At 46.1% G+C, this 15,063-nt stretch carries 8 protein-coding genes and 1 other RNA gene; 2 read left to right on the top strand and 7 right to left on the bottom strand.

The window, feature by feature from the left end:
- Positions 1-68: 68 nt before the first annotated feature.
- Both dnaX and ffs read right to left on the bottom strand, forming a co-directional pair.
- Positions 69-2,678: a DNA polymerase III subunit gamma/tau gene (gene dnaX, locus CKV62_RS08505; RefSeq protein ID WP_095066525.1), complete on the bottom strand. Its 2,610-nt coding sequence runs from the start codon at positions 2,676-2,678 to the stop codon at positions 69-71.
- A 276-nt stretch (positions 2,679-2,954) separates the two neighbouring features.
- Positions 2,955-3,054: signal recognition particle sRNA small type (gene ffs / locus CKV62_RS08510), an RNA gene on the bottom strand.
- A 180-nt stretch (positions 3,055-3,234) separates the two neighbouring features.
- Here ffs and CKV62_RS08515 point away from each other — a divergent pair.
- Positions 3,235-4,545, top strand: a complete 1,311-nt coding sequence (locus CKV62_RS08515; RefSeq protein ID WP_095066526.1) for a zinc-ribbon domain-containing protein — start codon at positions 3,235-3,237, stop codon at positions 4,543-4,545.
- 93 nt (positions 4,546-4,638) lie between these two features.
- Here CKV62_RS08515 and gltB read toward each other — a convergent pair whose 3' ends face one another.
- From gltB to CKV62_RS08540, 5 genes are all read right to left on the bottom strand, one after another.
- Positions 4,639-9,219, bottom strand: coding sequence for a glutamate synthase large subunit (gene gltB, locus CKV62_RS08520; protein ID WP_095066527.1), 4,581 nt, complete (start codon positions 9,217-9,219; stop codon positions 4,639-4,641).
- A 337-nt stretch (positions 9,220-9,556) separates the two neighbouring features.
- Complete coding sequence (locus CKV62_RS08525; protein ID WP_095066528.1) at positions 9,557-10,423, bottom strand: RluA family pseudouridine synthase; 867 nt, start codon at positions 10,421-10,423, stop codon at positions 9,557-9,559.
- Positions 10,424-10,507: 84 nt separating this feature from the next.
- The gene (locus CKV62_RS08530) at positions 10,508-11,701 is read right to left on the bottom strand and encodes a GNAT family N-acetyltransferase (protein WP_095066529.1); all 1,194 of its coding nucleotides are present in this window, start codon (positions 11,699-11,701) and stop codon (positions 10,508-10,510) included.
- Between the two features lie 2 nt (positions 11,702-11,703).
- The gene (locus CKV62_RS08535; RefSeq protein ID WP_331711898.1) at positions 11,704-12,639 is read right to left on the bottom strand and encodes a DUF2156 domain-containing protein; all 936 of its coding nucleotides are present in this window, start codon (positions 12,637-12,639) and stop codon (positions 11,704-11,706) included.
- A gap of 89 nt (positions 12,640-12,728) precedes the next feature.
- Complete coding sequence (locus tag CKV62_RS08540) at positions 12,729-13,841, bottom strand: efflux RND transporter periplasmic adaptor subunit (RefSeq protein ID WP_095066530.1); 1,113 nt, start codon at positions 13,839-13,841, stop codon at positions 12,729-12,731.
- Positions 13,842-14,028: 187 nt separating this feature from the next.
- Between CKV62_RS08540 and CKV62_RS08545 the strand changes: the two genes are divergently transcribed.
- On the top strand, positions 14,029-14,880 hold the full coding sequence (locus CKV62_RS08545) for an aldo/keto reductase (protein ID WP_095066531.1): 852 nt from the start codon (positions 14,029-14,031) through the stop codon (positions 14,878-14,880).
- Positions 14,881-15,063 lie beyond the last annotated feature (183 nt).

Genomic DNA, 15,063 nt, shown 5'->3' on the forward strand with positions numbered 1-15,063 from the left:
TACAATCGGATTCGCTTGTCGGAATACCGTGAAAGCATCCCTATCCAGCCAAACCGGTCTTATCTATACTATTCTTCAATGACCTCGACGATGATGTCGTGGTCTTCTGATAACTTACCTAATGTTTCCGCCAACAGGGGATTTCTTTTTTCCTCATCGGTCATATGCTCCGGGTCCCACGGATATTCCCGCGTCACCTCTACACTGTCGATAGGCTCCACCTCTACGGTCTTTTGTGAAAGCTGTATGTTTTCACCGTGCGCCGGTAGCATTTTATCTTCAGCGGAAGCAGCCGACCTGTTACCGTTTGCGGCTTTTGTTACACGGCTTCCGCGCCCAGGCTTTGGGACAGCTTCCACCTCGATATGTGCACCGCTGTCCATAGGCCGTTCCAGCACTTCACCGTCATCACTGATAACGGTGACACTGGCCAAGTCATGAGGCGGCACATCATCTAAGGACGGTATATATTCCTCATCCAGAGATTCAATCGGAATATCGTCAAAAGAGCTGACAGGTATATCATCCTCAGAAGTTTCTGAACTCTGAGAGTGTCCAGCATTGTTAATACCGTTGGAATTATCGACCTTTTCAGCTTTACCCGAATTATCGGATTGAGATTTTTCATCAAGCCGCGTTACATCTACATGCTGCGACGAAGCCAGCTCTGTCGCCGATGATGAATCAGCTGCTTCCTGCAGTGATGCCTTCGTCTGTTGCTGCGTGCTGCCGCCCCTTTGTTGTTGTGCGCTGTCGGCACTTTGTTGTTGCGCGCTTCTGGCACTATGCTGTTGTTGCACACTGCTTGCACTTTGCTGTTGTTGTCCGCTGCCGGCCCGTTTATAATCTTTATAGGCCTGTGTGAGTGCATCTACAACCTCGACGCGAACGGCATATCCTAGCATATATGCAAATGCATCAGCCACCTCGGCGAGATTGTTTTCATTACTCAATACATTGAGATGCAATTTATTTTTAAAGGCCATAACCGCTTTCGTCGAATCCACATAGACCAGCTGCCCTTGACCCAACACGGTTGAAGTCATATTGCGGTTGCTGTCCTTTAAATACTTGATAACATTGGCCTGTACATTCCGATACTCCTTAGAGGATAGGATGTTATCACCGATAACCGCCTCTGTACTGATACCGGAGTTATTTTTCCGTCCCGGCTGACTCTTATTTGCCGCTATCGGACTCCCCGTCGGAGGCACCATCCCCGGAGGCGGAGTCATGCCCACCGCACCATGAGGTGGCGGAGTCATCCCCGGTCTACCGTTGGAAGGTGGCGGAACAGCCCCGACTCGGCCTTGTGGAGGCGGAGTCCGCCCTACATCAGGTGTAGTCACCGGATCCATAGCGGATGCGGACATACCATTATCACTATTACAATCCTCTACAGGTTCTTGCAAAAAATCTTTACCCATAGGACCCTGAGGGGCTACAGAATCGGAAGCTCCATATATCGGCGCAACGGAAACCGCAGGACCTCTCTGCTCCAACCGGGCCATTCTGTTAAGTAAGTCTTCACGCTCGGTTCGCTCTGCCGATTCAAGAGCGTACACGCGATCTTCTAAGCTTTCATCAGCATCGCCTAACTGCGCGCAAAGAGCAAGAAGCCCCATCTCAATGATGGTTCGCGGATTATCCACCTGTTTTGCATCATTCATGATGGACTGAGCGCTACGGATATATCGATTGAGCCGATTAAAATCTATAGACTCGGCCTGTGCCGAAAATTCACTCTTGAACGCGTCATATACCTTTAGTTCATCCGCATCAGGTGCCACCTTGCACACGAGCAGGGCCCGCACATGCTGAATTAAAGCCTCCATAATCTGCGTTGCATCGCGACCTTCCGAAAGCGCGTCCTGAATATAGGACAACAACTTAGGTCCGTCACCATTCTGCAGGGCATCGAGGAAATGAATAATCCATTCCTTGCTGACGAGACCGATGAGTTCCTCTACGACTTTCGGCGTAATATCGCCGGTAGCCATACCTGCACATTGATCCAGGATGCTCAACGCATCGCGCAAACCGCCGTCCGCATGCACCGCAATAAGCTGTGCCGCCGCCGGTTCAAGACCGAAGCCTTCTTTATCCGCCACATAGGATAAGCGCTGTGCGATATCATCGGACGTGATTCGTCTGAAGGTATACCGCTGGCAACGGGATACGATGGTAACCGGCAGTTTTTCGATTTCCGTAGTGGCAAAGATAAACATCACATGTGCCGGAGGTTCCTCAATGGTCTTTAACAACGCATTCCATGCCTCCGTCGTGAGCATATGGGCTTCGTCAATGATGAATACCTTTTTGCGCCCCTCAACAGGCATAAATTTGACGCTTTCACGAAGAGCACGGACCTCATCGATACCACGGTTTGATGCGGCATCGATTTCAAGGACATCCATGGACTGACCGCTCAAGATCGACTTGCAGGCGCCGCATTCATTACAGGGATGATCCGTCGGACCATGTTCGCAGTTGATAGCACGCGCAAAAATCTTCGCCATACTCGTCTTACCTGTCCCGCGCGGGCCGGCAAACAGATACGCATGGGCCACCTTATCCTCGCGAATAGCGCGCATCAACGTATCCGATACCTGGTTTTGCCCTACTACATCGGTAAACGTCTGCGGTCGATACTTGCGATACAATGCGATATAAGCCATGAGAACACCTCCTTTCATATAATATGAAAAACATAAAAATAATATCAAAAAAACATCAGAATAACATATTAATCACATAAAAATAATATAAAAGCAATACTTTATTATACCATATAAACATAAAAGGCGGGCCGTTTTCAAACGACTCGCCTGAGTTAGATATCATAAATCTGCCACTGATTTATCCATCGGGTTCCAATATGCCAATATGATTGATTCTATATAACGACACATAAAAAGCGACCTTTCGGTCGCCCTTGCAATACTCGATCACGACAGCCCCCGGGGTCCCCGTGGCACATGAAAGTTACCGCTTAGTGCTGCTACCTCTCAGTCCTGACACGATTCACAGGCCTCCATTGCACGGGCCCGAGAACTGCCATGATCCAATATTGCAATATAAATATTATACATAAAAATACCTTTATAGTCAAAAACCTTAAGCCCCAAAAACACTTCATTTAACTTTCATTTTCAACAAAATTTAAGTATAATAAAAATATGATTTTATATACTCCAACTACCCAATAATTTATACTGAAAGGATATTAACATCATGAGACGTTGTCCTAACTGTGATGCACTACTGCACGACCAAACAGTATTCTGTGGAAATTGTGGTTTAAAACAAGAGTTTCTTACTGAAAAAATATGCAACAAATGTAGTAAATCAATGCCCATTGATAATAACTTCTGCCCTCATTGCGGAACTTCAACAACATTAAAATCAGAAGTAATAGAAGATACGCCTGTTGATAATATGACAATAATAGACTCTTCTAGTAGTCCACAGATTAATTCTGGATCAACAATTTCTCAAAACAAAATACCTCTTAGTAACTACGAGCTAGATCCGTATATGCTGAGTGAAATAGATAACTTCAAGTTTTCATTTACTCAAAAATACGCTGAGTTTAATGGCCGAGCAAGTAGAGGTGAATATTGTCGTTATATATTAATAGAAACGCTGCTATTTGTTTTAGTAATAGCTATCGGTTTATTAATTACATATATAAGTAAAAAGCCTGAATATGTCTTTTATGGTATAGTCTTATTTAACGTAGTATTTTTTTTACCAACACTTGCTATCTCCACGCGAAGAGCTCACGACTTAAACAATCCTGGTTGGACATCTATAATTTTATTCATTCCTTATATTAATATACTTTATTCACTGTATCTACTTCTAAAAAAAGGTGATATTACACCTAATAGTTATGGTTACCCAACTTCGTTTGAGATTGTAACACCTCAAATAAGTAAGGAAAAAGATATTCAACTATCTCCAGATTCAGGTTCAGCAACAAAATTTATTTTAACAATCATTGTTCTTATAGGTATTATAGTAGCTGCATTCGTATCAATGGATTCCAACAAATCTCCAAGCAATACAACAAAGTCAAAACCATCCAATTCTACTACTACAACAGTAAATACATCAAAAACAGTATCACAATCAGGAAATAATCCTCAGTCCACTTCAACACCTCAACCTGCTGTACAACCCGAAAATAATTATATCGAACAAAGCACAAATGCATTACGTTCTTATTACGATAGATTAAACCAAAAGAACTTTAATGGAGCTTATGCACTATTATCCGAGCAGCAACAAGCTAGCGTAGGTTATTACAACACTTGGAGAAATGGATATAATACAACCCTTAATGTTACTTTAACTTCAACAAGGGTATTATCTGCTAATCCAAATCAGGTAATTTACGAATATCAGTTACATGCAAAAGATTCAATTAATGGTAGAGTTAAACATCAGTTTTTTACGGGTAATGTAACCATGGAGAGAGTTAATTCAACATGGTATATCAAAGATCAAGATGGACGTTTAGTCAGCTCCTACTTTGAATAATCCCTAGTATCACTTAAACTATAATACAAAAACTCCCACTAGTTCCTAATCAACTAGTGGGAGTTTTTGTATTATCATTGTTTTATAAATCTATTATGCATATTTTTCTTTAAATGCAGCCAATTGTGCTTCTTCTAAGGACAAGCCTTGTTCTTTAAATCGTTCAATCGCCGCATGCATTTCTTCATATGCTACTGGTACAACTTTTGTAAATCTGTTGACAAAATTATTCCAGTTTTCCAGAATGTGGCGGCCTTTTGCCGAACCGGTATGCAATACATGTTGTTCCACCAGTTCCTTGATCCGTTTTAGATCATCATTATTGGCAGAACGTAATTCTACAAGGCCGATATTGACATAGCGTTCATCACAATCAAGAATATACGCATAACCGCCGGACATACCGGCACCGAAGTTACGGCCGATTTTACCGAGTACGAGGACTTCACCGCCGGTCATGTATTCACAGCCGTGGTCACCAAGGCCTTCTACAACGGCGGTGATACCGCTGTTACGAACGGCAAAACGTTCACCGGCCACACCGTTGATATATGCGGTACCCGACGTGGCGCCATAGAAGGCGACATTACCGATAAGGATGTTCTCATCCGCTTCAAAGATCGAATTTTTAGGCGGATATACCGTAATCGTACCGCCGGACAGGCCCTTGCCGAGATAATCATTCGCATCCCCTTCGAGTTCAAGGGTCATGCCTTTCGGAATGAAAGCACCGAACGACTGCCCCGCAGAGCCTTCAAAATTCAATTTGATGGTATTGTCCGGAAGTCCGCTTTCACCATATTTACGAGTGACCTCGGACCCGACCAACGTACCTACGACGCGATTGATATTGGTGATGGCCAATTTCGCGCGAATCGGTTTCTGTTCCTCAATAGCAGGACGGCACATACGCAAGAGCTTCGACATATCCAAGGTGCGTTTCAATTCATGATCCTGGTCGATCATATGCATATGTCCCACCGATGCATCAATGTACGGACGGAACAGGATACGTTTTAAATCAACGCGGGACAATTTGAAATTATCGCCTTGCGATTTCTGGCGTACGAGATCGATACGGCCGACGAGTTCACGGACGGAGCGAATCCCCAACCGCGCCATGATTTCACGCAGTTCCCGCGCGATGAAAAGCATCAGATTCTCGACATACTCAGGTTTACCCGTAAAGCGGGCACGCAATTTTTCATCCTGTGTCGCTACGCCGTAAGGGCACGTGTTGAGATTACATACACGAGCCATTTTACAGCCCACGGCTACGAGCGGCAACGTACCGAATCCGAAGAGCTCCGCCCCGAGCATAGCCGCTACGGCCACATCGAAGCCGGTCATCAATTTAGAGTCCACCTCCAATTGAACACGGTCGCGCAAACGGTTGAGCATCAATGTCTGATGGGTTTCTGAAAGGCCCAACTCCCAAGGCACGCCTGCATGTTTCACGGACGTACGACCTGCCGCACCGGTGCCGCCGTCATAACCGGAAATCAGGATATTATCCGCTTTTGCCTTCGCTACACCGGCAGCAATGGTGCCGACACCGGCTTCGGATGTCAGTTTAACGGAGATACGGGCATCTTTATTGATGCATTTCAAGTCGTAAATCAACTCAGCCAGATCTTCGATAGAGTAAATATCATGATGTGGAGGCGGTGATACGAGTTCAACGCCCGGTGTGGAGTGACGAGCCTTCGCAATTTCAGGATATACCTTCTTGCCCGGCAATTGACCGCCTTCGCCCGGTTTCGCCCCCTGGGCGCATTTGATTTGCAATTCTTTTGCATGAATCAAATAATTCGCCGTTACCCCGAAACGTCCCGATGCGATCTGTTTTACTTCGGAGTTCATACTGTCTCCGTTCGGCAACGGTTTAAATCGCGCCACATCTTCGCCGCCTTCACCGGAGTTCGAGGTGGAACCTAGACGATTCATGGCGATCGCAATCGTTTCATGCGCTTCCTTGCTGATGGCGCCGTAACTCATCGCCCCCGCTTTAAAGCGCTTAACGATGGATTCTTCGGACTCAACCTCTTCAATAGGAATACCGCCGCCTACAGGATAATTCAATTCCATCAGGGACCGCAATGTAACGTGGTAATCGTTCCGAATCGCATTGGAATATTCCTTATATTTCGCATAATCGTTGTTGATAAGGGATTCCTGCAGCAAATCGATAGTCTTAGGATTGAACAAATGCTCTTCCCCGTCTTTCACAGGACCATACCAGCCGCCCGGTTCGAGCACTTTTTCTTCCGATTTGAAAGCACGGTTAAAGCGCTCCAATGCTTCGTGCGCTACCCCGCCGAGGCCGATACCTCCAATGCGGGTCGGCGTGTTCACGAAGAATCTGTTGATAAAGTCCGAATTCAAGCCGAGGGCTTCAAAAATCTGCGCACCATGATAGGATCGAACCGTGGAAATCCCCATTTTGGACATAACCTTCATGATGCCGCCCACGGCCGCTTTTATATAATTCTTTTCAGCCTGTTCTGCCGTGATGTCGCCGAGACGTTTACGGGCCTGTAAATCACGAACCGTTTCAAGCGCCAAATACGGATTGACAGCCGTTACACCGTACCCGATCAATGTACAGAAATGATGTACTTCACGAGGTTCACCGGATTCGAGGATAAGCCCCATCTCCGTGCGCAACACCTTGCGAATCAAATGATTGTGAACGGCCGCTACCGCCAACAAAGCGGGAATCGGTGCATGATTTTCATCAACGCCGCGATCGGACAAGATTAATACATTCTGATCCGTACGCGCCGCTTCTTCCGCCTTTTCGCACAGTTCCAGCAATGCATCGCGGAGGCCTTCCGCCCCCTTGGAGGGATCGAATAGAATCGACAAGGTCACGGATTTCATGCGACGGCAATCAAGGGCCTTAATCGATGCCAGTTCCTGATTCGTAAGAATCGGCGTGCGCATCGATAACGCATAGGTACCTGCCTTATTAGGATCCGTTAAGTTCCCGGAATTACCGAGCATCACGCGCGTGGACGTAACCATCTCCTCCCGGATGGAGTCAATCGGAGGATTCGTTACTTGCGCGAACATCTGCTTGAAGTAGCTATACAACAATTGCGGTTTATCGGACAGAATCGCAAGCGGCGCATCGGCACCCATAGCGCCTACAGGATCCTTGCCGTCCTTCGCCATAGGTGCGATCATGCGTACAAGGTCTTCCTGTGTATAACCGAAAGCCTGCTGTTCCTTAAACAAGTCATGTACGGTAGGAATAGCGCTTTCATCGGCCTGAGTAATTTCGGACAGATGAATAACATGTTCCTTTACCAATTCATGATATGGAAGTTCAGTGGCAACACGCTGTTTAATTTCTTCATCGGAAATAATGCGTTGTTCCTCCGTATCGATAAGGAGCATTTTCCCCGGTTCCAAACGCCCTTTTGCACGGATATTTTCAGCATTTTCGTTTACGACACCAACCTCGGATGCCATGATTACGCGGTCATCCGTGGTCACATAGTATCGAGCAGGGCGCAAGCCGTTGCGGTCAAGGACACCGCCGATAACGGTGCCGTCCGTAAAGCCTATCGCCGCAGGGCCGTCCCACGGCTCCATCATAAAGCTGTTGAACTCGTAGAAATCGTGTTTTTCCTGGCTCATGAGATTATTACGTTCCCAAGGTTCAGGAATCATCATCATAATCGCATGAGGTAAGGAGCGCCCCGTCATGTGAAGGAACTCCAATGTATTATCAAACATGGCCGAATCGGAACCGCTGTCATCTACAACGGGAAACACCTTTTTAATATCCGGGAACAGAGGCGATTCCGCCTTGCCTTCACGGGCATTGATCCAGTTTACATTACCGCGAATCGTATTGATTTCGCCATTATGCACGAGGAATCGGTTAGGATGCGCCCGGGCCCAGCTTGGAAATGTATTCGTACTGAAGCGGGAGTGAACCATCGCCAACGCAGATGTGAAATCGAGGTCGCTCAAATCAAGGTAGAAATCCCGTAACTGTCCCGGCGTCAACATCCCTTTATATACGATTGTCTTGGACGACAGGGACGCAATATAGAAGTCGCTGGATAACTCCTTACTCAACGGAATGATACGCTTTTCGGCCACCTTACGGATAACGTACAGTTTGCGTTCAAACTCTTTATCATTCATTACATCCGGGCCTTTGCCGATGAGGATTTGAATCATCCACGGACGGATGAGCGCCGCCTCCTGACCGACTGCGGAGGAATCTACAGGGACTTCACGCCAGCCGAGAACGATTTGCCCTTCTTCTCGTACAACCTCTTCAAAAATACGCTTTTGCTCGTTACGAAGACTTTCATATTTATGGGCAAAAACCATCCCTACGCCATAGGAACCGGCCGGCGGCAGATTAATCCCCAGCACTTCGCATTCGCGTTTGAAGAATTCATGAGGGATCTGCACCAGAATACCGGCACCGTCACCGGTATCTTTGTCCGCACCGGCGCCGCCGCGATGTTCGAGTCTCTCCAAAATCCGCAGTCCGTCATCGATAATATCATGGGATTTCTTACCCTTTATATTAACGACGAAGCCCATGCCGCACGCATCCTTTTCAAATTGGCTGCTGTACATGCCGTTGGCTTCCATGTTCGCCTGCTCTAATCGCTGCTGTTCAATTGTGCTCTGTTTCATATCCATAACGTGCACCCCTTCGTATATCACTTGATTGATCCCAAGCACTGCGGCATCGTTCCGTTCGGTCTTGGTGAAAGTAAAACTACAAACCATTCTGTAAATTAAAATTCTATAGAATTTTTTGTCTATGCACAGTATACCACTGTCCATTGGGAAATGATAATATAAAAAAAACATGGTCTATGCATTGAACGCATAGACCATGATTTTTTATCAAGGTTGTTTTTTGTATACAAAGGCACTTCATTCAAAATAATGCCGCCATTTCAATATAATATGAACCTTCAAAATAATAGAGACTTAATCACAGCGTCTTAAACAGCATTAACTGCATAAAAGCTTACTCACGTCCGAAGTTCTCAGGCACATCACTGAAAATCGTTACCGCCTCATTCCTGCCATACGGCACAAACGTTAATTCCGTTGCATGTAAACATTGTCTCGTATAAGGTTTAGTACGAGTGCCATACATAGCATCCCCCACGATGGGATGCCCCATATAAGCCATATGAACGCGAATCTGATGGGTTCGCCCGGTGAACAATTTAAATCGCAACAAGGTATGATTTTCTTCATAACCCAATACAGTATATTCCGTTTGAGCAGGCTGCCCGAATTCATCGATAATACGGCGATTATCAAATACAGGGTCTACACCTATGGGCGCATCCACAATACCGGATGTATCAATTTGCCCCTCCACAAGACCCGTATATATACGGTCAATACGTCCTGCTTTCAGTTCATCAGCATAATATTGCTGAGCTGTCTTCGTCTTGCCGAACAGAATACATCCCGATGTATCACGATCAAGGCGATGAACGGGCCGCATCTTATGAACCACACCTTTTTTAGCATAATATCCCGCCACATAATTGCTCAATGTGGAGGACTTTGTCTGTCCCGCCGGATGGACCAACATGAATGGAGGCTTATCGACTACAAGAGTATGCTCATCCTCAAAGAGTACAGTGAGAGGACCGTTTTCTGTCTCTACACCGTAATCCCTGTCCTGCGGCAGTTCAAGCGTAAGGACATCGCCCTTTTTCAACAAACGCTGCGAATGAGCCACACGACCGTTAACTTTCACCCGTTTCTTGCGAAACAGCATCTGAATATCGCGGGACGATAGAGAAAAGTGCTCTTTTACATATTTAGATACGGTCAGTTTCGTCGGTTCTTTTACCGTATAGGTTTTCCAACTCATATAGACTCCATATAGCAATTAATTTACACCGTACAGAGAATAATGCACATAATATATCAGATATATTATGTGCATTACCGCATATTACCACCATTCGTTGATATATGTTTTTTGTATCGGATAGAGAATATCGAAATAATCGAGCCATTCCGCTCCGCCTTCCAGTTTTCCTTCAAAGGCGAGATCGCGGGCGCTCAATGTGCCCATAAGCAATTGACTCAAAGCTCCGACCTCTATGGTGATATCACCTTTTTCATCGACTACTTTGCTGAGTTTTTTCACAGACGGAGTCAACGACGCCCCGAACTGAACCTCATATAGCCCTTTATTCCAAGAACAGAGGGAATCTTTCACGGCAAAGGTGAGAGAAATAGGCATCATCACCGCATCAAGGTTGACAGGGATCGCCTCAAGCGCCGTTTTCACATCGACGATACGGCTCATCATGTACGGCATCGTCGTATGACCCGTTTTACCGTCCGGATAGAACCGGTAATACGTATCATGCAGGCCTTCATTCCAGCGAATCGTCGTCCCCTGAGAGCGATGGTTATAAAAATAATTCAGCAATGCCCGTTGAGCACGACGCGTAGTGTATACAAATTCCGTTACGGGAATCTCAGGCTGGCCCAAACGATACACCGCATACCCTTCAACGACACCTTCATCATTATGAACGACGGCCACATTGACACCTTCCGCAAAGAAACTGCCCAACAGACGCGTCCATTCCTTTTCACCGCGCTCCGCATAGCCGCAAAGCCCCTTAGTATACGCTTTGTATACGGGGTCGAGCAAAGTCCATTGATCAACACTGTTGAGCAATCCGAATTGCAATAATTTGTCCGTCAAAGGACGCAACTCTTCAAGCGGCATGGTCTGTACCCACTGATGAGCGTACAATTCCCAGCCGTACTGTTGATAGAAGGACGCTTTCGACGGCATCAGAATGGTCATCGCCTGACCGCGTTTGCGCAACTCTTCAAGGGCTGCGGTCAACAAAGCACCGCCTACACCGCCCCTGCGAGCAGCGGGATGTGTCGCCACCCCCACCATATAACTCGTCGGCAATACGGCGCCGCGAACATTGAGATTGTATTGTCGCAAGTGAACCGTGCTGAGCAGTTGCCCCTGCTCAACACCGATAACCGTATTCTCCGGTTCATAGCAATTAGAAAAATAATATTGAAAAAAAGGATCTTCCTTCGGTTCAAAGCAGTACGCCCACAAATTCTCTACATGGAGCGTATCCTGAGCCGTAGCAATTCTAAACTCCATAATTATTTACCGCCTGTCGCATTGTCCGCTTCATTCGCATATACCGCATCATACTTTTCCGCAAAGTGATCCGGATTATAAGACTCTTTGGCCTGACGTAAACCCGGCAAGCCCATATCCTCTTCACGATTAATAAATTCGGTATCGCTGAATTCATGACGAATGAACTCGTTATTAATCGCCTGATATAGACCTCGAATATCCGGATTTGCCTTTTCAATATGAATAAGCGCGATTTTTTCATTCAATAATTCGCCGATACTGAAAGCTTCAACACGTCCGAATAATTTGATGGCACCGCCTTTTAGGCCTAATACATCCCAATTGTCGAAAAGCAGATTGATCGCTGCCAATTCGTCTTCGATACCTTCTTCATGATGAGTTTCTACCCAGGATTCCGCCGTTTCACGGCATAATGGAATGATATCTTCCGTAATCGGCACATATTCATAATTAGAATATTGCATGCGGAACTGATTCAAATGATTTTTCTTTTGACGGAATTTCTTACCCGATAAATTGATAAGGTCTTCCGTTTTATAAATATATTCGTAATTATCGCGGTCCGGTGTAAATTCGTATCGCCCCGGACAGAGTTCCTCCATCCGTTCTTTCATAATCTTGCTGATACCCTTAAATCGGAACGGCAAATTGTTTTCTACGAACCACTCTTTAGCACGCAATAATCCGTCTAAAAATTTAGCATCCTTACCGGCGAACGGAGGCAATAAAAACGGTTCGCGCTTCCCGCCGCCTTGAATATACAACACACCTTTTTCTTCAGCCCAACGAATCCCGTACGGATCCTGCCACATATATAATGTGGTGAAACAGTTATCCGAAGCTTCATAGTGATGTTGTTCAAAATATGAATCAATTAACGATTTATCGCGCAGTTCAAAACGTTTAAATTCTAAAATAATAATCCCTCCCGTCAAATAATGACCGCATTCTCATATAGATTCCGTCAAATAGCGACCGCGGCCTTGTGTAATATTCCGATGCCCCGGTAACCACAGACTTCATGTTATATTTTTACGGACTCGCCCAATTCAAAGGTTCCGACGGTTGTAATAACCCGATCCCCCTCATTGAGCCCCGAAACGATAGCGACTGTATCATCTTCAGTGATACCGACCTCAACGACACGAACGTCAACGGTGTTGTTTTCCGTCACCACATAGACATATTTGCCGTCCTGATTCTCTCGAATCGCCGCAGCCGGCACTGTGAGCATTTTCGCTTTCACATCGGATTCTATCACCAATGTATAGAATTCACCGGTTTTAATGAAACCCTTATCATTGTTGAAAGTAGCTTTTACCAGCACACTCGGTACCGATTCCGGCTGATTCGTATCTATATACGTGAGCTCGCCGGGTATTTCCTGGTCGCCCACCTTTAAGAATACCTTCATACCGTTTTTCGCGTCCGCACCGGACAATTTCATCGCCGCATCGCGCGGAATGCTGAGGGACGCAACCATCGGAGTCGTTTGCTGAATCATCATAAAAGGACGGTCCGCAATTGCCATCTGACGATCTTCATTGTAAATAGCCGTTACGGTGCCCGCCATCGGTGCCACAATCGTGGAAGCCCCGATTTGAGCGGATACCTGTGCGATTTGCGCCTCTATAGCGGCCGTATTGGCACCTCCGCCACCGCCGGACGACGTAACAGTCGTCTGCGGTTGAGACCGCTCTACAATACGGTCATATTCCTTCTGTGTAATCACACCCGCTTCACGCATGCGCTGTGCCTGCGCCAATTGTTCACTCCCAACGGATGGAGCCGTCGTCGTTGTCGTTACAGCCGGCGCATATGACTGAGCTTGTGCCAGTTGTTCCTGAAGGGCCGCTAACGATTGCTGCAGTGACGATGTATCCACGGTCGCCAAGGTCTGCCCCTGCTCGACGTGGTCGCCTACTTTCACGGCATATACGACCTGCCCCGTTAAGGTCGGCGTTACCGTCGCCTTGTTCAGGGCCGTTACATTCGCGTCATTATGTATCTGTAAAGGCATATCCTTATATGTCACATCCGCAACGGATACATTTTTTGCACCGCAACCGGCAATGGCAAGAGCCATACATACAACACATAAAATAGCCAGTACAGAATATATACGATTTCGTTTCATTCTGTCACATCCTGTCTAATATTGATTTTTATCAATATCTTAGTATATCACAAATTCGATTAGAATTATATGAAGGTCCGGTCACTTTCCCTTCACAGCATCATCTGAAATTAATTTGTTATAATAGTAATAGAATCTAAATATCAAAGACTATACCATTCATATACTCAATATAGAGGAGGCTCCCATGGAAGAACGCATGGATTTCAGAATTTTAAATAACGGCAGCTTCATTCCGTCTATCGGCTTCGGCACATACAGGACGGGAACGTCCGATGAAACGGAACAGGTCGTGACGAATGCACTCTCCGCAGGATATCGCCTGCTCGATACGGCGGCCTACTACGACAACGAAGAAGCCGTCGGCAAAGCCATCAAATCATCCGATATTAAACGAACCGATATTATTATCTCCACCAAGATATGGCATTCCGATGCGGGCTATGACAATACGATGCGTGCCGTTGAAAGCTCTCTGAAAAAACTGGACACCAACTATATCGACATCATGCTCATCCATCAACCGATCGGCGATTACTACGGATCATGGCGCGCCATGGAGGAATTGTACGATCAAAACGTATTGCGCGGACTCGGTCTTTCCAATTTCTACGAAGACCGCCTCATCGATCTGCTCTATCACTGCAATATAAAGCCGGTGGTAAATCAGATTGAATGTCATCCGTTCAACCAACGCCAATCCCTCTTACAGGTCATGAGAAAACATCAAGTTGTCGGTATGGCATGGTCTCCGTTCACAAGAGACAGACAACCGATTTTTGACCATCCGATTATCAAAAGCCTCGCCGAAAAATATAATGTCACAAAACACCAGGTCATTCTCCGCTGGCACATCCAGCGCGGCATCATTCCATTACCTAAGGCAAGCACATTAAACCATATGGAATCAAACTTCGACGTGTTCGATTTCAAGCTCACCAATATCGACATGGATGTAATGGAGCTGTTGGATCAGCGGGCATTTTTAGAAAATCATCATACCGCAGAAGGGCTTGAGCGCATTTTGAAGCTTAAATAGATTGTTACTCATGATGACCTGCTTTCCTATCCGAGCACTATTACAAAACTGATGAACTCCCCCCTCCGTCAAGTCTCAAAGGCCACCGGCTTCGCTTTGCGAAGCCGCGCCAAGTCGTTTGACGAAAAGGGGGATTTCATTTTTATAGAATACTTTTCCCGCATGAAAGCAGGTCATCATTAT

This window comes from Veillonella rodentium (assembly GCF_900187285.1).
Classification (GTDB): domain Bacteria; phylum Bacillota; class Negativicutes; order Veillonellales; family Veillonellaceae; genus Veillonella; species Veillonella rodentium.

Bases quoted from the DNA above. Each gene is read 5' to 3' on its own strand.
- dnaX (WP_095066525.1), bottom strand. From the start codon at position 2,678: ATGGCTTATATCGCATTGTATCGCAAGTATCGACCGCAGACGTTTACC.
- CKV62_RS08515 (WP_095066526.1), top strand. From the start codon at position 3,235: ATGAGACGTTGTCCTAACTGTGATGCACTACTGCACGACCAAACAGTA.
- gltB (WP_095066527.1), bottom strand. From the start codon at position 9,219: ATGGATATGAAACAGAGCACAATTGAACAGCAGCGATTAGAGCAGGCG.
- CKV62_RS08525 (WP_095066528.1), bottom strand. From the start codon at position 10,423: ATGAGTTGGAAAACCTATACGGTAAAAGAACCGACGAAACTGACCGTA.
- CKV62_RS08530 (WP_095066529.1), bottom strand. From the start codon at position 11,701: ATGGAGTTTAGAATTGCTACGGCTCAGGATACGCTCCATGTAGAGAAT.
- CKV62_RS08540 (WP_095066530.1), bottom strand. From the start codon at position 13,841: ATGAAACGAAATCGTATATATTCTGTACTGGCTATTTTATGTGTTGTA.
- CKV62_RS08545 (WP_095066531.1), top strand. From the start codon at position 14,029: ATGGAAGAACGCATGGATTTCAGAATTTTAAATAACGGCAGCTTCATT.